Source organism: Methanonatronarchaeum sp. AMET-Sl, from assembly GCF_029854155.1.
Lineage (GTDB): Archaea > Halobacteriota > Methanonatronarchaeia > Methanonatronarchaeales > Methanonatronarchaeaceae > Methanonatronarchaeum.
The window spans coordinates 290051-310332 of the sequence record NZ_CP122958.1 but is presented as its reverse complement, the minus strand read 5'-3'; the positions used below and the strand labels follow the sequence as shown (position 1 = coordinate 310332).

The window sequence follows — 20282 nt, the reverse complement described above, 5'->3', positions numbered from 1 at the left end:
ATAGAAAACTATGTTTTTATGATACCGAATAAAATACAAGACAAACTACAAGACCAAGGCTATCGGTTGGTAGGCAGACATAGTGCTGTAAAACTATGTCACTGGCTAAAAGAATCACTACAAAACAAACCAGGTTGCTACAAACAAAGATTCTATGGAATAGAAAGCCATCGCTGCCTCCAAATGACCCCAACCGTAGTCTACTGCAACCAAAAATGTGTTTTTTGCTGGAGATCCTACGAACACTGGACAAAAACAAAACTACCTACATATGACCCACCACAAAAAATATATCAACAAACTATCCAAGCCCAAAAACAATTGCTAACCGGGTTTGGAGGAAGTCCAGAAAAATACCAAAAAGAACTAATAAAAGAAGCCAGACAACCAAAACACCTAGCAATCTCACTCTCAGGAGAACCAACACTCTACCCAAAAATAAACCAACTAATCGAACACGCACACCAACAAAACATGACAACCTTCCTAGTAACAAACGGACAACAACCCAAAACAATCAAAAACCTCACACCACCAACCCAACTCTACATATCCCTAGACGCAGCCAACAAAAAACAATACCAAAAAATATGCAGGCCAACACACAAAAACGGCTGGCAAAAACTACAACAAACCCTAAAAACATTACCAAAAATAAACGGAAGAACAGCAATCAGAATAACCCTAATAAACAACCTAAACGACCAACCCCAACAATACATAAAACTACTCAACAAAGCAAAACCCGACTACATAGAAATAAAAGCCTACATGCACGTAGGATACTCAAGAAAACGACTAAATAGAAATAGAATGCCATCAAACCAACAAATAAAAAACTTCTCAAACAAAATAACCGACAAAACAGACTACCAACTAGAAAACCACGTCCCAGAAAGCCGAGTAACACTACTAACCAAAGACAAAGACCCAGAACTAAACACATAACTCAAATACCAAACAAAACAAAAAACTAAACAAAGCGGTGCAAACAAATGGAAAACCCCCAAATAAAATTTGACACAGACACCGAATCAATAATCGAAATAAACGAAACCGCCAAAAAAATAATAGAAAACCCAGAACAAGCCACCGAAATAGAAGACATCTTCACAGGAATAATCTCACTCAAAATGTTCCTAGACCGAGAAGTCAAAACACCAATCAGAACAAAAAACGGCCAAATGCTAGCAACAATAAAAGCAAAAAGAAACAACAACCACATAACCACCATAATCCCAACAAACAAAAACAAATGGATAAAAGACCTCATAGAAGCACAAACACACGAAATCCAAGAAATCGAAGCATCATCCACAGCCCTAGAACAAATCAAAAACGCAGAAAAAAGACTAAAACAAACCACAGACTTCCACTCAAACGAAACACTACTCCTAAGATTCCACGACACAGACGAATTCAACAAATTCAGCCTACAAATCAAAGACAAACAAAACGTAAAACTAGAAGAAACAAAATCAATAAAAGACGAAATAATCGCCCAAATAGAAATAATACCCCCCACAATCAGATGGATCTAAAAAACCCAATGAACACCATCAACAAACAAAACCTAACCCAAAACCCAGATAAACCAAAACCCAGATAAACTGAAACAACACCCAAAAAAACAAAAAAATGGTTTTATAGATCGGTGAGTTTTGTTTCAATAAGATTATTTAAGATCTCTTTTTCTTAAGATACCTAAAAAAATAAAATAAAATGAGGGGGTTGGGGGTGTGTGTTGGTTTATTGGATGTCGCGTGCTAGGTCTTCGATGTTTATTGTTTTTAGGAGGCTTTTGAGGTCTATTTCTTTTACGAGGTCTTTTGATAATCCTTCTTCTTCGTCGCTTGCCATCATGTCTTCTGAGATTAGTGAGGTTGGGATTGTTACGATTGTTGCGTTTTCTACTGCTACTGAGTCTAGGGTTTGTAGTGTTCTTAGTCGGTATCCTTTTGTTCCGAGTAGTTCGCTTGCGATTCTTGTTCTTACTGCGGCTTGTAGTTCTCCGTTTGCGTCTATTATTCTTGCTTTTCTGTCTCTTTCGGCTTCGGCGCTTGCTGCCATTGCTCTTTCCATTTCGTCTGGGATTGAGACGTCTTTTATCTCTACGTCCATGATTTCAACGCCGTATTCATCGGTTTTTGTGTCCAGTCGTTCTTTCATTACTTGAGCCATTTCTTCCCGTTCCTGTAGAATTGTGTCTAGGTTTCGACTGCTGATCATATCTCTGAGCATTGTTCTGGCGTAGTCAACGGTAACCCGTTCATAGTTATCGACTTCTAATACCGATTTCTTGATTTGTTCTTTTCCGCGTCTTACTCGTAGAAACACTATTGCGTTAACGGAGGTGCTGACATTGTCTTTTGTCAAGACTTTTTGTGGGCTAACATCGAACGATCGGGTTCGGTAATCAACCTTCTCAACTTTATGTACATAGGGTATGATTATATGGAGACCTGGCTCCAATACCTCGATGAATTCACCGAACTTAAACTTCAAAGCCCGTTCATACTCCTTGATTATAACAATCGAGTATGCCGCTATAATTAAAAACAACGCTAAAGCAAAACCAACAAGAGCGAGCAACACTAATAAATCCATAGTAAAAAAACTTTGTAATCCAACAAAGATACATCTTTCCCTAAACCAACCCAAAATATTTTTTGTTCGGCCATGATATACCTACTTTGTTTGTGGTCCAGATGGAGAAGGAAGAAATATCTAATTTTTCAGGCGAAATAATCCAGTTAAAAGAACTTGTAGATTACCAAGAAGGCTCCATAGTCAGCAGAACATTAATGAATAGAGACAGCGGCAGCCTAACCCTATTCGCAATAGACAAAGGCCAGAAAATAAGCGAACACACCGCTCCCTACGACGCACTCGCAATCATACTCGAAGGAACAGCAAAAATAACAATCGATAACGAAGAATACACATTAAACGAAGAAGAAACCATATTAATGCCAGAAAACACACCACACAGCCTAGAAGGAACCGAAAAATTCAAAATGTTCTTAATAATGATGTCCTAACACCAAACATCACCCATCTCCCCTTTTTCTACCAAAAAATGGTTAACCCTGATTTAATTTAAACCCAACAAAACCTTTTTTTCAAAAACTAAATAATAATTTTTTGGGGTAACTAGTTTTATTATTTATTTTTTAGGGTTTTTGTTGAGTGTTTTATGTATTTTTTATACTTAATATCTGTAGATTAGGTAGGTTGTGGTGACGTTAAATAAATTTTATTAACCTTTTTTAATAGTTTTTAGTAGTTTATGGCAGGTTATGTTTGTTTTAAGGGTTTCAAATATCATGTTTGTTCAAAAGATTTATAGTATAAGTTGTACAATATGGTGCATAATCAGACCATATAGGTGAATAATGGAATGAAGTCACCAAAACAAACAACCCCAGACTGCAATAAATGTAGAGTGAAAAGATGCGAAACCTGCATGACCGGCGGATGCATAATCACAGACCAAGCATGCGAACTATGCGAAGAAAACAAACAAAACACAATAGAATATGAAGACACAATAACAGAAATCGAAGAATGCCAAAAAGAAAAACTAGACCCAACCCAAAACCAAAACTACCACAACCCAACTAACCAAACCAACTACAACCCCTATAGGTGATAAAAAAACAAAGAACAACAAAACAAAAATAAAAAACCACTAAACAACCCCATTTTTTTCAAACCACCGAACCCCTCGGTCAATAAACCTTCTATACCCTATAAACTTTTTTTAGATATTTTAGAGGTCTATAAAAAACATAGAGATAATCAATATCGATCTGTTTGAAAATAATAACTTATTAAATAGTTTTTTTTGGTTAATATCCCCATTTAGAACTTGAATTAGTGATAAAATGGTCTATAGAAATTAGTTTGGAAAAACTATTAGATAAAAAATATTAGATAAAAAATATTAGATAAAAATTAGTGAGAGAGGAGGGGAGGGGAGGAGGTGTGGTGGAGCTGGTTTTTGTTGTTTAGTTTACGTTCATTTCTATGTTGAGTTCTTCGCAGAGTTCTTGGTATCGGTTTCGTACGGTTACTTCTGTTGTGCTTGCTGCGTTTGCTACCTTTTTTTGTGATCTTTTTTCGCCGCATTTTACGCTTGCGATGTATATTCCTGCTGCGGCTATAGATGTTGGGTCTCGTCCGCTTGTTAGTTCTTTTTCTGATGCTTGTTTTAGGATTTCTTCTGCTTTGAATTGGACTTTGTTTGTTAGTCCGAGTTGGCTGCAGAATCGTGGTACGTATTCTTCTGGTTTTGCTGGTTGTAGCATTATTCCGAGTTCGCTTGCGATGTATCGGTATGCTCGGCCTATTTCTTTTCTTGATACTCTTGCGCTGTCTGATATTTCGTCTAGTGTTCGTGGGATTTTGTTTTGTCTGCAGCTGATGTATAGTACGGATCCTACCATTGCTTCTATTGATCTGCCTTTTACGAGGCCTTTTTCTGCTATTTTTCGGTATATCATTGATGCGTCTTCGCTTACGCTTTTTGGTATGTTGAGTTGTGATGCCATTCGGTTTAGTTCTCCGAGGGCTAGTGCTAGGTCTCTTTCTTTTGAGTCGCTGAATTTTGATTGTCTGTGCCATTTTCTTAGGCGGTAGAATTTGGTTTTTTTGTTGGAGCTGATTGAGTTTCCGTTGCTGTCTCGGGTTCCGGTTCCTATGTTTGTTGACAGGCCTTTGTCGTGTGTCATTATGTCCATGGGGGCGCCTACTCTCATTTTTTTATTTCTTTCTTCGCTGTCGAACGCCCTCCAGTCTGGGCCTGTGTCTATAAAGTCTCCATCTATCACAAGACCACATTTCTCACATACTAGTTCTGCTCGCTCATAATCTCTTATTAGTTTTATTCCGCCACATTCGGGGCATTTGTCACTTTCTTCGTATTCCCCAATGTGGTCTCTCTCACTTTTAACTTTTTTTTCTATTTCGTTTTTTGTTTCTCCAATTTCTGTTGACATATATATTACAACCATTAAATTAATTTTTTAGCTAATTACCGTTAGAATGCTAATTATATCGACCCTTCTGGGGTCTTAACGAATCTTGGCATCAATATATTTAACTTGAATTTGTATTGACTTCGCTTACTCAGTTTGCTTGCAACCATGTTGTTGATGGCTTCACTTAAATACTTTTCGGTTTCACCCAGTAAGTAACACAGTTTAACCTCAAAATAAATACCAAACAACGTCAAAAAACTACCCAACACCACAAAAACAACAACAAATATATACAAAAACAAAACCAATAGTGAATTTACGGAAAAAACCAACCAAAAATAACAGCAAAAAACAAACCAACAACCAATTAACAACCCACCTATATAACTATTTTCCTTCCCAAAAACAAAAAAACAACAAAAATAACAAAAACAACCACCCAAACCCAAACATAAAAGAAACCTCAAGGATTTACTTCGACAAGGAGTTAAGATATTTTTTTCTTTTGGTTAGAGGGGGGTTAGGGTTGGTAGGTTTTGGCGGTTTCAACCATTGCTCTTATGTTTTCTAAGGGTGTTTGTGATGGTAAGCCACAGCCGGAGCACAAAACATCGCAGCCTTCGTCGATAGAGCGTTTAGATTCTTTAACCACTTTTTCTTTATTTCCGAATAGTAATGTGTCTACAGGTGGTACATTTCCGAAAACAGCACACCTATCCCTAGCTATTTCCTTAAATTTTTTTAATGAAACACATGAGTCAACACTTAAACCATCTGCACCCAACCCAACCATATCTTCAAAAACTGGGGTTGTGTCACCACAGATATGTAAAACACTCCTATCCAACCCCTCAATCAATTCTTTTTGGTATGGAGCTGCATATCTCCGATACATATCAGGGCTGATTAGGTCGGTTGACACTCCTAAAACAGTTATTGCGTCAGCACCACAACTCTCCAGATAACTTGTATAGCTCTTACAAGCTCTAAGACAGATGTCCAATAACTCTCTTACGCCATCACGTTCTTTATAGACATCGAGTAGCCAGCTCTCCATCCCTCTGACCTGGCCGGCAACATAAAAAGGACCTGAAACTGCAGCTAAAACCGGAACCCGATCACCAACAGAACCACTAACAAGCCGGACAGCCTCACCAACCACCCTAACCCGACCCCTATCCAGATCCGGCTCCAACCCACCAACCCCATCCAAACCACTGATCGGGTTATCAACAATAACCGGTTGAGAAAGATTATCTGGATACTTCAAACCACAACCCAACGACTCACAAACAACATTCATATCAAAAGGAAGCCTAACACTCTCAATCCCACCAAAACGATAACCAGCCATACCCAAAACACTCATCGACCAAGAACTACGATGAGCCTCAGGCCAAAAACAACCAACCAACTCCATCAAATCCAAAACCCCAGTCTGCAAAGGCATCACACAAGGAACCCTATCAACCTCTCTCAAATCAAGCACCCGAAAAAACCGCTCCCTAAAACCAATACCAGACAACAAAAACACCCAACAATAAATCAACAACAAACCCATATAAAACTAAGCAAAAAACAAACAACCCCAAAACCAAAAAAACCCCAATCAGATACCTAACCTACAAAACCGAGTAAACCAAAAACAACCACACCAAAAACAACACCTTAAAAAAGCCTCTAGATAACTATCTAAATATATTGAAAGGTGCTCTATCAAGGATTTAAAGCCCTTAAAGACCTTTAGACCCTTCTCCCATTTGTGTTTATTCTATCTATTTTTGGTTTAGTTTCTTTGAGAGAAGTTGAATATCTTGTTCTCTTAATTAGGAGATCTCTGTGTTTTATTGGGGGCATCTTATCTTAACTCAAGGGTAAGACCTACTTCTCTTTAGGGATAGGAGGATGTCACTGGCATTCACCTCCTAATGATAGTCATATAGGTAATTCAATATATCTGTGCCAATTTTCATTGACTACAATGTCATGCTGCATTGGAGGGATGTCGACTGTTTTATAAATTCACTTTAAAAAGTACTTCGTTACTATAAGTTACGATGGTAACAAATATATGGTTTGGATTTCTTGATTTGAAGTAAGGAGTTAAAGATGGATTGATAATATGGCAAAAGTTCAGATTGCAATTCGGGTGGATGATGAACTGCTTTCCAAAATTGAAGAGGTAGAAGATGATATGCAGATCGATAGGTCTGAAGCCATTAGACGACTACTAGATAAAGGATCCAAACAATACAGACTTGAAAAAGCGATAAAACAACTTAGAGATAAAAAAAATATCTATTTCTAAAGCAGCAGAACTTGCTGAAGTTCCAATCTGGGAAATAATGGAGATTATGAAACGAAAAGAAATTCCAATTCCATACTCTTCCAAAGACCTACGCAAGAGCTTGGAGCTAATCGATTAACCATATTAAACTCCATCCCCTTGATATATCTATCTAACTTGAACAATCTATGTCTACTTAAAGAACTATTCAATGATGTTTTTGTTCCATATCTCGTTTTTTATGAAGTTCTTAGAGGTAAGAAACTCGGTTTTCAGTATGTAGGAGCTGTAGAAAGAGCAGAGAAAGAAGGATGGATAAAGGTAAAAAAACTAACTGAAAAACAAACATCAAAATGTGAAAACCTTATCGGTTCGTTTCCCCAACTGAGTGAAGCTGATTCTTCAACCATTATTCTTGCAAAATACAGGGAAGAGATTGTCTGTATTGATGATTCAGTAGCTGTCAAAGCTGCGGAAACCATCGGAGTTAAACATATTGGTACCTTAGGAGTAATCTTGGAGAGCGTGAAGGAAGGCCTAATCGAAAAGGAAGATGAAGAAAAAGATGATAATGTCACTTCCAGATTATGGTTTTTATATAAGCCATGACTTAATAAACGAATTCATGAAAAGACTCAATGAAATTTAAGTAAATAGAAAAACCAGAAAAAACCATTCTAAAACATTTAAATCAACCCTATTCTATCATCCTCTCAATAGACCTTATAGAGAATAGAAAACTTACAGCTGGTATCTTAAAACTCTCTGCCACATACCTCTATATAGACCTGTGAGGAATATTCTTAATGCGTAGAATATGGTTTTTTATTTTTATATTGCTCATCGGTTTTTCAAAAAAGATACATCTAAGTATCTCTATTTCCTTGGTTGCTGTAGGGTTTTTTTATCTATAATCGGTTTTTTGTTGGGTTTTGGTACCTAAGAGTTAAAAGGTTTTGAATTTAATTGTTTTTTTAATGAAGTTTGAGCAGAAGGCGGTTTTGGCTGGGGTTGTTGTTGGTCTTGGTGTGTTGGGTGGAGCGATAGCGAGCGTTTCTTATTATTTGGGTAATTATCTTTCTGGTTTGGTTCCCTGGGCCAACGTACCTGGTTTTTTAGTTCAGGTTTTGGGGTCACCTATGTTTCATTTGATGGCGATAGGTTTTATAGCAAGCCTCTCTGTATTGACGTTGTTATATCTTCATGCAATCTACACTGAGTAAGTGATAAATAGTTATTTTTTAAGTTTTCCTTTAACTTCGCCGCAATTGATACATATATAGAGGACTATTCGGTTGTATTTCTCCATAATCTCTTTTGATATCTTTTTTTCTGTAAAACCGATGAAGGGTTTGGCGAGTGAGGGAATTGAGTTTGGCAATCTTTTACGTATTACTTTCATTCTAGATTCACATTCAGGACATTCCATATTAAAGACCTCTCTTATTTTTGGTTTTGTTTTTGGGTTTGTTTTTGGGGTTTGAATCCTTGTTTTTTTGTTTCGTTGTTTATTTTGTTTATGAATTTTTTTCCGTTTTTGCTTGGTTTGGTGATTAGTGTTATGGTTATGTATAGTGTGGTGGAGGTTATTAATCCCCATACTGCTGGCCACCAGTTTAGTGGTTGTATGCCGGTTGTGTATAGTGTTATTACTATTATGGCTGGGATGGCCATGCTTGTTGTTGCTGCTGTGCTGTTTGGTTTTTTCCAGTAGAATCCGCCGATTATTGTTGGTGCCATTACTAGGAGGCCTGCGGATGCGGCGCTTGCTAGTGCGGCGATTAGGTCTAGTCGTTGGCTGGAGAAGATTATGCATGCTCCTACTAGGAGGAGGATTAGGCCTTTGTTTGATAGTATTTCTTTTTTGTTGTTGAGTTTTTTGGTTGGTTTTATTAGGTCGCGGCTTCCGATTGAGCTGAGTGTTAGTAGTACGGAGCCGAGTGTTGAGACTGAGGCGGCGAAGATTCCTAGGAATACTAGTAGGGCTAGTGGTTCTGGTACCATGGTTAGTAGGGTTGGCATTGCGTTGTCGGGGTCTGGGAGTCCGGGTCTGAGGGTGGCTGCTGATAGGCCGAGTAGTGTTGAGATTATTGTGTAGATTAGGCCGAATATTGCGAAGTAGATGATCATTTTTTTAAGGCTTGTTATGTCTCTTGATACGTACATTCTCTGGGAGACTTGTGGGTTTGTTAGGGCGAAAAATGCCCATGGTAGGGTCATGCCAACAAACATGTGGATGTCCCAGGTGATTCCTAATAGTTCTGGGTTTTCTGTTGTGATTGTGTTTATGAAGCCTGTTGTTGAGCCGAAGAAAACGTAGAATATGTAGAATAGTAGTATTAGGGCTGATAGTAGCATTATGATGGCTTGTATTGCGTCGGTTAGTGCTACTGAACGCATTCCAGCCCAGATTGTTACTGCGATGCTGAGTAGGGCGACGATGTAGACTCCATGCATGTAGGGTATTGCGCCACTGGTCATCCCCTCTAACAGGAATCCGACCCCCATCATCTGGATCGACATATATGGAATCAACATCACTAGACAAATAATTGCGCTGACCACTCCGGTTCGATAGCTATATCTCTCTGACAATAGTTCCGGGGGAGTGATGGTGCCGAACACCTGGCTTGCACTCCAGAACTTGGGGGCGAAGATAATTAATAAGAGGATGGTGAAGATGATGTAGGTCATCTCGAAACCTACAGCACCCACCCCTGTTGAGTAGGTGAGGCCGACCAAACCAACCATCATGAAGGAACTGAAGGTTGTTGCACTATAGGTCATAGCTGAAACAAAACCTCCTAGGTCACGGCCGGCTAAAACAAACTCAGCAACCCCAGACCCTAGGTGATGGCGGCTGTACTCCGAAACACCGATGATGATGGCCAGCCAGACCGCCATCGCTAAATAAAGATAGAAAGGCTCCATTAACCACCACCCCACCTAGAAACGTAAAACCAACCTAAGAGGATGGTTATGGTTGTTAGCAGAGTCCAATAGAGGTAGGGCCCCCAAAAACTCTGTATATCAACTAGAAATAGGTATGGGATTCCAAGGGCTAGAAAACCGAATAACAATAAAATTAGACCACCTATCTGGAATGGGGTTAAATTAAGGGGCAAAAAAACTACCTCTACCTATAGTTATCCATGGGTTTTTTAATTTTGGTTTTGGTTTTGGTTTTGGTTTGGTTGTTGGATTGTTAGGTCTTCTTTTATGTGTTGGTTGATGGTTTTTTTTATTGTTTGTTTGAGTTGTCTTTGGTTTTCTTGTAGTTTTTGTTTTGTTTGTTTTTTTCTTTCGATTGTTTTTTGTTTTTCGTTGATGTTTTGTTTTTTGTCTTTGATTTTTTGTTTGAGTTGTCTCTTTTTTTGTTTTTTTGGCTCTAAACTGTCTTTGAGTTTTTTCTTTAATTTTTTGGCTTCCTTAGTTTTTTCTTCGATTTTATTTACGTTTTCCCGGATTTCTTGGAAGTTGTCTCTGGTTTTTTTGATTTTATTTAGTTTTTTGTTGTCAACATCCATTTCTCCATCTTGGTCGAGTTTTATTATTTCTTTGATTAGTTTTTCTATTTCTCTGGGTTTTTTTAATGCGAGTTTATGTGGTTCATCGCTATGCTTTACTTCACGGTTGGTAGTGTATGTATATTTACGTAAAACACGTTTTAAAACACCTAACTCACTAACCAACTCACCCTCCAACCCCTCAACCTCATTCAATAGTTCTTGGTGTTTTTGTTTTAGTTCGGGGTCGGGCTGAACAACAAACTCACTTAACTCCTTTTCAAGAGAATCAATCTCACCCTCCAACCTATCAACTTGATCAGTAAGCATGGGAACCTCTTCTTCGATTTCCTTTATCTTTGTTTTGGTTTGTTCTAGCTCTCGTTGTTTTTCTTTAACCTTGTTGTAGTCGTTTAGGATCTCTTTTGTTTCTCGGATCGACTCGACCTTGTTTTTTATTTCCTGAATTTTGGTACGTATCTCCTGAAGCTCCTCACCGAAATAACCCTGCATATGCTTAACCTGACGCCTGGAGGGAGACATCTTAACTATCACATCTTCCAAATCATCAGTTTCTTCAAGACTATATCCATCAATAATGTTCTCAAGCTTCCTACAATAATCATCCTTAACCCTCTCACTAGTCTTACCCAACTTTTCCTCAACACCAGCTCCATGCATCTCACCAACCAAACCCTGCAACTCATCAAACAACAGCTCCAAATCACCCTCCAACTCACCTAACTCAGAACGAGCCTCCTCCCGACTAGACTCTGTCCGCTCACTAAATAACTCAATAGCCCGATCTAACGACAAAACCAACTCCCCACTCCCACCAAACAAACCATATAACTTATCAAAAAAACCCAAAAAAACCATCTCAAATAACAAAAAACAACTCAAACAAAAAATACAACCTAAACCAACATATCAATTATCCCAAAACAAACCCAAAAAAACCACTATCCCTCTAAATAGTAAGAGGTCACGAACCAAACCACTACCCACAAACCGGATAACCAAATTTAAAGCCCCAATATGTGGGGGATGTTCTTAAGTGTTGGTTTCCCTATATATCTATTTTGTTATGAATTTGAAAGAACGTTTTAAAAATGCTTTACATCAACGGGATGTGGATAAGGTGCCGGCTTTGTCTGTTACTCAGACAGGTACTGTAGAGTTTATGGAGGCAACTGGTAGTTGGTGGCCAGACGCCCACTACGATGCTAAGAAGATGGTTGATCTTGCTATGGCGGGACATGAGATTGGTGGGCTTGAGGCTGTTCGTATTCCGTATTGTCTAACTGTACTGGCTGAAGTGGTTGGGTGTGGAGTGAGAGAGGGTAGTGAGGACACTCAGCCCTCGGTTGACACCCATCCAGAAGAAATGGGGATACCAGATAGCTTAGAGGAAGCGGGTAGAGTACCTGAGATATTAAAGGCAACAGAGATGGCTAAAGAAATAACTGATGGTGAAGTGCCTATAATTGTTGGGATTGAAGCTCCAGATGAACTTGCTGCCCACGTGATGGGGAGCAGTAACTACATAAAAGGCCTAATAACCAACCCGGAACACATTGAACAAACCCTAGAACAAGCAAACAAACTCTCAATCGAATATGCACAACTCGTACTGGATAGTGGAGCAGACGCAGTATGCGTACCCGGCTATTCAACCCTCGACATCGTAGATCCCAACAGCTTCCAAAACCTAATCAAACCAACCTACAAAGAATTCGCAAACCAAGTAGAAGGCGACGTAATAATGCATATGTGCGGCCACATAACACAAATAATAGATGACCTAGCCGACTGCGGATTCCAAGGAATCAGCGTAGAAGAACTAACCGACATCCAAGAAGCCAAAAAAATCATAGACGGCCGAGCATCCCTAATAGGAAACATATCAACCAGCCAAACCATGCTAGACGGCACACCACAACAAGTCAAAAAAGAAGCCAAAAAATGCCTACAAGACGGAGTCGACATACTCGCCCCAGGCTGCGGAATAGCACCCAGAACACCCACCAAAAACATAAAAGCCCTCATACAAGCAAGAAACGAACACCAAAAATAACATTCCCGTAAAGAAGTCAAAACCCCAGACCAAAAAAATGGTTGGAGGAAACCCCCTAGAACTAGAAACCTCCAACCCCTCAACACACCACTTATTTCGATTATAAAAATAGATGTTCAAATACCTAGAAACAATAGACCGATAGGAAACAAAGAAAAAATAACTTAATAACCCTTTAAAGAGCTATTCTACCTTCTTTGGCTGTTTCTTTGTTTGTTGGTTTATCTGTAAATCAGGTCTTCAAATTTTTTTTGGGGTGTTGGTTTATTTTTTGGTGTAGTTTGGGGTTGGTTTTGGTTGTTTTTTGCGTAGTGATTCTGGCCCCCAATACACTAAGAGGAGTATGGCGATTGTTAAGGTGCCTGTTATTGCGAATGGGTACATTTCTGGTGAGAAACCCATTGTTTCTCCAGTTAGGTTTCCCATGAAGTGTAGTCCAACTACTGCTAGTACGCTTCTTTTTGTGTTGTTGTAAATCCAGGTTGCTATGATCGCTGTTATAATCATGCTTGGAATCCACCACCACAACTCTGGGTTAAAGGTTGTATCGCTGTAGTACCCCGTCATGTAAACAAGAGGTATATGCCACAAACCCCAAACCAAACCTAAAATCAAGCTTGAAGTTAAAGCGCTCCACCGTGATTGTAGTTGATCAAACCAATACCCACGTAACCCAATTTCTTCTATCAAAGGGAATAAAAAAGCAAAACCCAATAGCATTGAAAAACCAGTTAGACTAAACAAACGCTGACTACTAATGAACTCTATGGGACTGGAAGTTATGCCAAGGAATACGGCTATGGCAGCCATAACTAAATTAAAAACTGGGTAGAAAAACAGGATAACTAATAACCAGTTAATGTTAATTCTTCCAAACTCAACCAACCGGTTGTATAAGTCTTTGAAACCGATACGACCATAGTTTACTTGCATTAAGAATAGGCCGCTTAGTAGTGGGCTTAACCCACCAACCAATAATAGTAGTACTGTTGGATAGCTCCATACATGCTCCCCGGATATGACGATTGGGATCCAAAAGAGGTAGGCCCAACCAAGATAGAGTAATGGAAAGCTCCAGGGATTTAAAGAACGAAGTAAAACACTGGCTCTATCCAATAAACCCATGTATATCCCATTAGAATCAGTTATAAATAAACTAAAAACCTTTCCACATCTAAATAAGGTGAGATATTTCGGTCTTTTTCTGGTGTTTTTAGTTTGGTAGAACCGTTTTTTATGTTGTTGTTTGGGGGGGAGTGGTTTTGTGTTTGTTGGCTGTGTTGTGGTTTATTGAGGTTTTTTTAGATGGTTAGGATTGTTTTGGTGATTATGTAGGTTATTATGGTTGCTGATAGTAGGGCTAGTGTCCATACGATTATTGTTTTTCCTAGTTTTTGTTTGCTTATTTTTTCTGCTCCTCCTATGAGGCCGGAGCCGATGATTGAGAAGATTATTATTTCGTTGAATGATACTGGGATTCCTAGGAAGGTTCCTGTGTGTGCTATTATGCTTGCTGATAGTAGGGCTGCTGTGGCGTTTTTGTAGGTTAGTAGGCTGTATTCTCTGGATACTGCTTGTATTATTCTTGGTGATCCGGTCCATGCTCCTATTGTCATTCCTAGTCCGCTGAACATTAGTAGGAGGGTGGTGTTTATGTCGATTGCGTTTAGCATTGGGCCGACTACTAGTCCGGATTGGTTGGCTCCTGCTGTGAAGGCTGTGTAGGTTGCTAGGAATAGTAGTAGGTTGTTTATGTGTCTTTTTTTGTCTTCCATTTCGTGGTTGTTCATGTACCATGCTACTGGATAGCTTATTGCGATTGATATGAATGGTATGATTAGCCAGAATAGTAGGATGTTTAGTGCTTCGGTGGTTTGGAGGGTTCCGCCTGCTGCTATTCCGACGCCTATTGTGCTTCCGAATAGTGTGAATGCGGTTGGCATTGGGTATCGGAATATGATTCCGCTGAGGATTAGTGCGCTTGCTGTTATTAGGATTATGCTTGCTAGTAGGGGTGTGAATTCTACGCCTGTTACTAGTTGGTTTCCCATTGTGTCTGCGACTGCTCCGCCTTGGAGTGTTGCGCCGGTGAATGCTGCTATTCCGACGATTAGGCTGCTTTTGAATATACCTATTACTCCGGCTGATGTTATTGGTCCAAAACTAGGTGAGGCGCTGTTTGCGCCTATTATCCAGGCGGTGAACAACCCGCCTGAAAATACAGCTAGGAGTAATAGGAGTTCCTGCATTAACTAATCGTGGATTTGGTTGGTGTTTATCCTGCTGCGTTTTTGCCTTCGTCTATTTTGTTCATTACTTTTTCTTTAACTTCTGTGTCGTTCACGTTTATCTCCATCACGTATTCTTCCCGTTTTTTCCCTTTGATTTTGTCTTTTAATCGGTTTTTCTTTTTTATGTTAGCTGAGATTGGTTCACTGTCGAAGAACTGGGGGTTGGTTTTACTGATAACATTTTTAAAAACAAATTTCTCGAAGTTACGAACCATCTTTCTGGCAACTGTGTCCGCTGATAAATAGAACTTCTTAACTCCTTCTTTTAGTTCTTCGTTGCCTTCAGGGCTTTCGTCTTCAATAGCCTTCTTAACCTTCTTCAATCCATCACGAGCTTCTTCACCAGGTTTTTTATCCGCTTTCTCCAAAGAATTCTCTGAAGTACAACAAACCTGAGCGGTTTTATCAACTAGATCCCGGCTATAATCCTCTTCTTCCCGAGGACGCCAATAATTCCAGTCATCAAGCTCTTCATCAAAACCATTCTCTTCAAGCACCTTTGAAACTTCCCTACTCGTTTCAACAACGTCATTCCATTCACCTTCAACCTTCATTCCAGACAAGGTTGTACTTACCATTCTAAATTTCACCAAATATCTAACTGTGAGTGTTATATAGAGTACAGCCTTCCTTATAAAACTTACGACCAAAAACCCAAAAAACATAGAAAAAACAACCCAAACCAAAAAAATAGAAATAATTTAAGTGGGTACAACCCATCTAAAAACATAGATTCCAACATACAAAAACAAACACAAAAACAAAACAAAAAACCAAAAAAATTGAGATAAAAACAGAATAAAGGTTGGTTGTTTGGTTGTGTTTTTCAGTATTGTTATTTATGAGTGGTTGTCGGCATGTCTAATGTTGAAAAAACAAGGAACTTTGAATGGCTGGTCTGTAGGACCTGGCGGTATATAGAGCTGGTGAAACCAAAAGAAACATTCCTATTAATATTTGCAGCACTAGCAACCGGTGTAATAGCCGCACAAGGCACACCACCCCTAGACACCTTTATATGGGTAACCATCGCCGTCACAATGGGAGTATCCGGAACAATCACCCTAACCAACTACCTAGACCGAGACATAGACCGCCAGATGCAGAGAACACAAGACAGACCAATACCATCAAACAAAGTAAAACCAAAAAACGCCCTCTACTTCGCAACAACCCTAGTCCTAGTCAGCCTAGCCATAGGCCTTTACCTACATCCACTAGCCTTCTTCTTCGGAGCAACCGGCGTACTAACCTCAATAATACTAAGAAAAAAATCCATATCCCACATCCTAGGAGGATACTCAAGCGTAGCACCCCTCTTGTTTGCATGGGTCGCGCTCGCAGAACTAAACCTCAAAATCCTATTAATATCAATATTAGTCTTCGTATGGGTACCCGTCCACGTATGGAGCGTCATGGTAGCATACAAACACGACTACCGAGAAGCAGGCGTCACCATGTTCCCAGTAAACCAAGACGGAGACCTACCATTCAAACTCTTCATACTATTCTCAATACTACTATTCATCACATCAATAATACTATACCTAGAAAGCACATTCGGAACACTCTACCTAACAACCGCAACCATACTCGGCCTCGCAATGATAATCGGATCAACCAACCTCTACCTAAACAGAGAAGAAAAAAACGCATGGCTACTATACAAAGTAAGCTCATTCCCATACCTAGGAATAATCTTCCTAACCATGATGCTAGAATACTGGATCTAAAAACAAAATCTAACTAGATCCAACCCAACAAAACACAACAAAACAAAACCAAAAAAAAGAAATACTAATTCTCCTTGAATAAAGTGTTGTTGGTTTGTGTAGGTGTGGTTATTTTTTTTGTATACAACAAATATCAAATAAGTTATAAAATTATTTTATTTATTGGAGTTTTTTGATTTGTATTTGTTAGGTGGTTTGTTTGTTAGCTTCTAAGACGATTGGTGAGGCGAAGGAGACTTTGCGGAGGATTGTTAGTTATTCTTTGGAGACGGGTGAGCCTGCGCCACCTACGTTTTTGTGGGGTGGGCCTGGTATTGGTAAGTCTGCGATAATTCAGCAGATTGTTGATGAATTGGGTATGAGTGTTGAGGATAATTTTATTGACCTCCGGTTGACTCAATTGGATCCGGTGGATTTGCGGGGTTTGCCGAGGTTGGATTCTGATGAGTTTGTTAGGTGGTCGACACCCCATTTCTTGCCTCAGGGTGGTGAGGGTGTTTTGTTTTTAGATGAACTTAATTTGGCTCCTGGAGCGGTTCAGAACGCAGCCTACCAACTTATCTTGGATAGGGAGTTGGGTAGTTATAAATTACCTGAGAGATGGGTGATAATTAGCGCTGGTAACCGGCCGGAGGATCGGGCGGGAGTAAACCCAATGAAATCACCTTTATCGAACCGGTTTATTCATTGGGAGGTTGAGACCGATATAGAGGATTGGAAAGACTGGGCCTACAAAAACAACATAGATAAACAGGTCATCGGGTTCTTAAACTTTAAGCCCGAAATGTTATACCAATTTAATCCGGGGGAGAGTGAACACGCCTTCCCAACCCCCAGAACATGGGAACGCGTCTCAGAACTATTAGAAATAGGGTTCACAGAAACCAACGATATTGCAAGTGCAATAGGGCTGGAAGCAGCAAGAGAGTTCCAATCTTATATTAGCATGCGAAATGAACTACCAGACCCACAAGAAATACTCGAAGGCAAAGACATAGTACCAGAACGACCAGACATACTACACGTAATAGTAACCACACTAATAGAAAAAGCAAGACATCAACAAGGATACGAAGAACGCCTCATAGAATACGCAGAAAAACTACCAACAGAATTCACAATCCTACTAATAAAAGACGCATTAAGAGCCGGAATACCACTACAAAAAACACAAAAATTCACAGAATTCACACAAAAACACAAAGAAACCATAATCGACACACAACCATAAACAAACACAAAACCACCAAGAAGAACTCTTGATAATAAAAAAAATAGTTTAAATAAAAACCTTGGATGTTTTCTATGAGTGTTATTGTTTCCGCTCCCGCACGCCTCCACCTCGGCTTCATCAATCTAAGCGATGAATACCCACTTCGGTATGGTGGTGTAGGTTTAGCAATACAGGAACCAAGAAACAAATTCAAGATAAAAAAATCTAACCAAACCACAATAAAAACCAACCAAAATATACCTGAAAGCCATATAGAGAGTATTCGGGAGAGAACTGAGAAAATAGTTAGGTATTTGGGGGTTGGGGGTGTTGAGGTGGAGGTTGAGAGTGTTATTCCTATGCATAAGGGTTTTGGAAGTGGAACCCAGACAACCCTCTCAATACTAACTGCAATAAAACACCTCTACGATACTGAGGTTGATGTTGAACTGGTTGCAGAAGACCTAGGGCGGTTCAAATACTCTAGGGTTGGATTAAATACTTTTAGAGATGGTGGTTTTGTTGTTGAGGCTGGAGAAACAGGACAGATATACAGAACAAACTTCCCAAAAGAATGGAAGATTTTGATAGCAGTTCCACCCGGCACTGGAGTAAGCGGAAAAAAAGAACAAAAAGCACTCCAAAAACTACTGCCAACCACCCCCAGATACACAGAAAAAGTATCAGCAGAAATCCTATGTAGAATGATACCATCAATAAACAAAGACCTCCAAGAATTCAACAAAGCAATACACAACATCCAACAACAGATGGGACAAACATTCAAACCAATACAAAACGGCCAGTACGCAACAAAAAAAGGACAAAAACTCACAAAAAAACTACAAAAAATATCAAAGGGGGTTGGACAGAGCTCATGGGGACCAACAATCTACCAAATAACAAACAAACAAAACATAAAAAAATCACGAAAACAAGCCAAAAAAATAATCAAAAATGTATTCATAACAAACCCAGATAACCAAGGAGCAACCATAAAAAAAAATGATGGTTAAGGGATTTTATTGTATTTAAATGGGGTTTGGTTTGGGGGTTATTTTTTTGGTTTGAATTGTGTGTAGGTTTCTGGTATTTTTTCGACTTTTGGGTGGTATAGATAATCTAGGCAGTGTCCTTTTGCTTTTGGTATTTTCATGTGGTTGATTAGGTTTTTGTTTTTTCCTTTGTTGAGGCCGTCTGCTACCATTGCGTATCCTTGTGCGGTTTCTTTTGTTTTTGTGGCGTTTTTTAGTGTTTTCATGTTTCTGATTGGGTGGGTGTGGAGTTTTTGTTTGATTGTTTGTTTTATTTTTGGTATGTTTTTTAGTCGGCCGGATAGTAGTATTGGGGTTGTTTTTTGTGTTCTTAGTGATTTGATTCCTTTTTCGATTGCTTCGATCATTGCGTTGAATGCGAGTTTTGATTTTGGTTTGTGTTGTGTTTCGATTAGTTGTTGTGGTGTTTTTACGTCTGCGATTGTTTGCGCTCCTCCCTGGAATACGTCTTGTTTGTCCCAGACCTTACCTAACTGAACAACCTCAAGGTCGAGAGTGGAGGCGGTTAGGAATCCAGGGCCCGGCATCGTTGTCCCCCCTAAGCCATCTACAATCTCTCCGTTCTCTACCTTTATTATTGAGTTGTAGCCAAAACCCATCTCAAGAACCAACAAATCAACCTCCCCATATCCTATCTCTTGGTTTTTATGGAGGTCGTGGATTCCGAGTGCGGTTACGGCTAGTTTGTCTGCGGTCCCCATATCGATTTTATTGATTTTTCTGTGTTCTGGGACTGTTTGGAGGTTTATTACGCCTGGAATAAACTGTACCTTTGTTTTTAGTTTTTGCATTTGTTTTATGGATTCGGTCATTGCGTGGTAGAGTTCGGCTCCGAAAACATTGTTCTTTCTAGCCCGATCGATATACATTTTCTCAGTTAACAAAATGTAATTATAGTACCAGTTTTCGAGTTTGTTTTTGGGTATGTTTTTGAGTTTTGTTGGTTCTACTCCATAGCCGGATGGAGCTGCAACTATATCTGGCTGTGCTTCTTTGATGGGGTTTAGTATGGTTGCTGGGTTTTCTGCGGCCTTTTTTGTGTCGATTGATTTTTCGTAGTATACCTCTCCGTTCTGGAGGCCGCAGATGTCCATGCTTTTGGTTCCGGGGTCGATGCCTAAAGCCTTCATAATAAAAT

At 39.4% G+C, this 20282-nt stretch carries 22 protein-coding genes; 11 read left to right on the top strand and 11 right to left on the bottom strand.

From position 1 onward, the window contains the following. The first annotated feature begins 18 nt into the window (after positions 1 to 18). A complete protein-coding gene (twy1, locus tag QEN48_RS01495) occupies positions 19 to 948 on the top strand; it encodes a 4-demethylwyosine synthase TYW1 (RefSeq protein ID WP_280108652.1) in 930 nt (309 codons plus the stop codon). 47 nt (positions 949 to 995) lie between these two features. Next, the gene (locus tag QEN48_RS01490; RefSeq protein ID WP_280108651.1) at positions 996 to 1541 is read left to right on the top strand and encodes a hypothetical protein; all 546 of its coding nucleotides are present in this window, start codon (positions 996 to 998) and stop codon (positions 1539 to 1541) included. Positions 1542 to 1749: 208 nt separating this feature from the next. Here the strand turns inward: QEN48_RS01490 and QEN48_RS01485 are convergent, their stop codons facing one another. Next, entirely contained in the window at positions 1750 to 2607 is an 858-nt protein-coding gene (locus QEN48_RS01485) for an SPFH domain-containing protein (RefSeq protein WP_280108650.1), read from the bottom strand. 101 nt (positions 2608 to 2708) lie between these two features. On the opposite strand from QEN48_RS01485, the gene QEN48_RS01480 reads away from it, so the two are divergent. Next, positions 2709 to 3041 carry a cupin domain-containing protein gene (locus tag QEN48_RS01480; RefSeq protein ID WP_280108649.1) on the top strand — a complete coding sequence of 111 codons (333 nt, stop codon included), beginning with the start codon at positions 2709 to 2711 and terminating at the stop codon, positions 3039 to 3041. 359 nt (positions 3042 to 3400) lie between these two features. Further along, complete coding sequence (locus QEN48_RS01475) at positions 3401 to 3652, top strand: hypothetical protein (protein ID WP_280108648.1); 252 nt, start codon at positions 3401 to 3403, stop codon at positions 3650 to 3652. Positions 3653 to 4010: 358 nt separating this feature from the next. On the opposite strand, the gene QEN48_RS01470 is transcribed toward QEN48_RS01475, so the two are convergent. The 3 genes from QEN48_RS01470 to QEN48_RS01460 all read right to left on the bottom strand — a co-directional run bounded on the left by QEN48_RS01470 (position 4011) and on the right by QEN48_RS01460 (position 6507). Continuing rightward, a complete protein-coding gene (locus QEN48_RS01470) occupies positions 4011 to 5000 on the bottom strand; it encodes a transcription initiation factor IIB (RefSeq protein WP_280108647.1) in 990 nt (329 codons plus the stop codon). 53 nt (positions 5001 to 5053) lie between these two features. Beyond that, complete coding sequence (locus QEN48_RS01465; RefSeq protein ID WP_280108646.1) at positions 5054 to 5278, bottom strand: hypothetical protein; 225 nt, start codon at positions 5276 to 5278, stop codon at positions 5054 to 5056. A gap of 224 nt (positions 5279 to 5502) precedes the next feature. Then, positions 5503 to 6507, bottom strand: coding sequence for an MtaA/CmuA family methyltransferase (locus QEN48_RS01460; RefSeq protein ID WP_280108645.1), 1005 nt, complete (start codon positions 6505 to 6507; stop codon positions 5503 to 5505). 597 nt (positions 6508 to 7104) lie between these two features. Here QEN48_RS01460 and QEN48_RS01455 point away from each other — a divergent pair. The 3 genes from QEN48_RS01455 to QEN48_RS01445 all read left to right on the top strand — a co-directional run bounded on the left by QEN48_RS01455 (position 7105) and on the right by QEN48_RS01445 (position 8492). Further along, positions 7105 to 7290 carry a ribbon-helix-helix protein, CopG family gene (locus QEN48_RS01455; RefSeq protein ID WP_280108644.1) on the top strand — a complete coding sequence of 62 codons (186 nt, stop codon included), beginning with the start codon at positions 7105 to 7107 and terminating at the stop codon, positions 7288 to 7290. Between the two features lie 156 nt (positions 7291 to 7446). After that, positions 7447 to 7878, top strand: coding sequence for a hypothetical protein (locus QEN48_RS01450; RefSeq protein WP_280108643.1), 432 nt, complete (start codon positions 7447 to 7449; stop codon positions 7876 to 7878). 368 nt (positions 7879 to 8246) lie between these two features. Further along, positions 8247 to 8492, top strand: a complete 246-nt coding sequence (locus QEN48_RS01445) for a hypothetical protein (RefSeq protein WP_280108642.1) — start codon at positions 8247 to 8249, stop codon at positions 8490 to 8492. 11 nt (positions 8493 to 8503) lie between these two features. Here QEN48_RS01445 and QEN48_RS01440 read toward each other — a convergent pair whose 3' ends face one another. The 3 genes from QEN48_RS01440 to QEN48_RS01430 form a co-directional block, all read right to left on the bottom strand. Then, positions 8504 to 8698, bottom strand: a complete 195-nt coding sequence (locus QEN48_RS01440) for a hypothetical protein (protein ID WP_280108641.1) — start codon at positions 8696 to 8698, stop codon at positions 8504 to 8506. A gap of 14 nt (positions 8699 to 8712) precedes the next feature. Next, entirely contained in the window at positions 8713 to 10200 is a 1488-nt protein-coding gene (locus QEN48_RS01435) for a sodium:solute symporter family protein (RefSeq protein WP_280108640.1), read from the bottom strand. A gap of 230 nt (positions 10201 to 10430) precedes the next feature. Beyond that, entirely contained in the window at positions 10431 to 11591 is a 1161-nt protein-coding gene (locus QEN48_RS01430) for a hypothetical protein (RefSeq protein ID WP_280108639.1), read from the bottom strand. Between the two features lie 271 nt (positions 11592 to 11862). Between QEN48_RS01430 and mtaA the strand changes: the two genes are divergently transcribed. Beyond that, a complete protein-coding gene (gene mtaA, locus QEN48_RS01425; protein WP_347985115.1) occupies positions 11863 to 12852 on the top strand; it encodes a methylcobamide:CoM methyltransferase MtaA in 990 nt (329 codons plus the stop codon). A gap of 264 nt (positions 12853 to 13116) precedes the next feature. Here mtaA and QEN48_RS01420 read toward each other — a convergent pair whose 3' ends face one another. The 3 genes from QEN48_RS01420 to QEN48_RS01410 form a co-directional block, all read right to left on the bottom strand. Beyond that, complete coding sequence (locus tag QEN48_RS01420; protein ID WP_280108637.1) at positions 13117 to 13977, bottom strand: type II CAAX endopeptidase family protein; 861 nt, start codon at positions 13975 to 13977, stop codon at positions 13117 to 13119. Between the two features lie 176 nt (positions 13978 to 14153). Then, on the bottom strand, positions 14154 to 15101 hold the full coding sequence (locus QEN48_RS01415; RefSeq protein WP_280108636.1) for an inorganic phosphate transporter: 948 nt from the start codon (positions 15099 to 15101) through the stop codon (positions 14154 to 14156). A gap of 26 nt (positions 15102 to 15127) precedes the next feature. Further along, entirely contained in the window at positions 15128 to 15721 is a 594-nt protein-coding gene (locus QEN48_RS01410; protein ID WP_280108635.1) for a DUF5828 family protein, read from the bottom strand. A gap of 279 nt (positions 15722 to 16000) precedes the next feature. Here QEN48_RS01410 and QEN48_RS01405 point away from each other — a divergent pair, with 279 nt between their 5' ends. The 3 genes from QEN48_RS01405 to QEN48_RS01395 all read left to right on the top strand — a co-directional run bounded on the left by QEN48_RS01405 (position 16001) and on the right by QEN48_RS01395 (position 19105). Further along, positions 16001 to 16876: a protoheme IX farnesyltransferase gene (locus tag QEN48_RS01405; protein ID WP_280108634.1), complete on the top strand. Its 876-nt coding sequence runs from the start codon at positions 16001 to 16003 to the stop codon at positions 16874 to 16876. 199 nt (positions 16877 to 17075) lie between these two features. Next, complete coding sequence (locus tag QEN48_RS01400) at positions 17076 to 18107, top strand: MoxR family ATPase (RefSeq protein ID WP_280108633.1); 1032 nt, start codon at positions 17076 to 17078, stop codon at positions 18105 to 18107. 74 nt (positions 18108 to 18181) lie between these two features. Then, the gene (locus tag QEN48_RS01395; RefSeq protein WP_280108632.1) at positions 18182 to 19105 is read left to right on the top strand and encodes a beta-ribofuranosylaminobenzene 5'-phosphate synthase family protein; all 924 of its coding nucleotides are present in this window, start codon (positions 18182 to 18184) and stop codon (positions 19103 to 19105) included. 38 nt (positions 19106 to 19143) lie between these two features. Here QEN48_RS01395 and QEN48_RS01390 read toward each other — a convergent pair whose 3' ends face one another. After that, on the bottom strand, positions 19144 to 20274 hold the full coding sequence (locus QEN48_RS01390) for a DUF1464 family protein (protein ID WP_280108631.1): 1131 nt from the start codon (positions 20272 to 20274) through the stop codon (positions 19144 to 19146). Positions 20275 to 20282: the final 8 nt, after the last annotated feature.

Bases quoted from the DNA above. Each gene is read 5' to 3' on its own strand.
- QEN48_RS01410 (WP_280108635.1), bottom strand. From the start codon at position 15,721: ATGGTAAGTACAACCTTGTCTGGAATGAAGGTTGAAGGTGAATGGAAT.
- QEN48_RS01440 (WP_280108641.1), bottom strand. From the start codon at position 8,698: ATGGAATGTCCTGAATGTGAATCTAGAATGAAAGTAATACGTAAAAGA.
- QEN48_RS01390 (WP_280108631.1), bottom strand. From the start codon at position 20,274: ATGAAGGCTTTAGGCATCGACCCCGGAACCAAAAGCATGGACATCTGC.
- QEN48_RS01480 (WP_280108649.1), top strand. From the start codon at position 2,709: ATGGAGAAGGAAGAAATATCTAATTTTTCAGGCGAAATAATCCAGTTA.
- QEN48_RS01435 (WP_280108640.1), bottom strand. From the start codon at position 10,200: ATGGAGCCTTTCTATCTTTATTTAGCGATGGCGGTCTGGCTGGCCATC.
- QEN48_RS01415 (WP_280108636.1), bottom strand. From the start codon at position 15,101: ATGCAGGAACTCCTATTACTCCTAGCTGTATTTTCAGGCGGGTTGTTC.
- QEN48_RS01455 (WP_280108644.1), top strand. From the start codon at position 7,105: ATGGCAAAAGTTCAGATTGCAATTCGGGTGGATGATGAACTGCTTTCC.
- QEN48_RS01445 (WP_280108642.1), top strand. From the start codon at position 8,247: ATGAAGTTTGAGCAGAAGGCGGTTTTGGCTGGGGTTGTTGTTGGTCTT.
- QEN48_RS01485 (WP_280108650.1), bottom strand. From the start codon at position 2,607: ATGGATTTATTAGTGTTGCTCGCTCTTGTTGGTTTTGCTTTAGCGTTG.
- QEN48_RS01475 (WP_280108648.1), top strand. From the start codon at position 3,401: ATGAAGTCACCAAAACAAACAACCCCAGACTGCAATAAATGTAGAGTG.
- mtaA (WP_347985115.1), top strand. From the start codon at position 11,863: ATGAATTTGAAAGAACGTTTTAAAAATGCTTTACATCAACGGGATGTG.
- QEN48_RS01490 (WP_280108651.1), top strand. From the start codon at position 996: ATGGAAAACCCCCAAATAAAATTTGACACAGACACCGAATCAATAATC.
- QEN48_RS01405 (WP_280108634.1), top strand. From the start codon at position 16,001: ATGTCTAATGTTGAAAAAACAAGGAACTTTGAATGGCTGGTCTGTAGG.
- twy1 (WP_280108652.1), top strand. From the start codon at position 19: ATGATACCGAATAAAATACAAGACAAACTACAAGACCAAGGCTATCGG.
- QEN48_RS01470 (WP_280108647.1), bottom strand. From the start codon at position 5,000: ATGTCAACAGAAATTGGAGAAACAAAAAACGAAATAGAAAAAAAAGTT.
- QEN48_RS01395 (WP_280108632.1), top strand. From the start codon at position 18,182: ATGAGTGTTATTGTTTCCGCTCCCGCACGCCTCCACCTCGGCTTCATC.
- QEN48_RS01420 (WP_280108637.1), bottom strand. From the start codon at position 13,977: ATGGGTTTATTGGATAGAGCCAGTGTTTTACTTCGTTCTTTAAATCCC.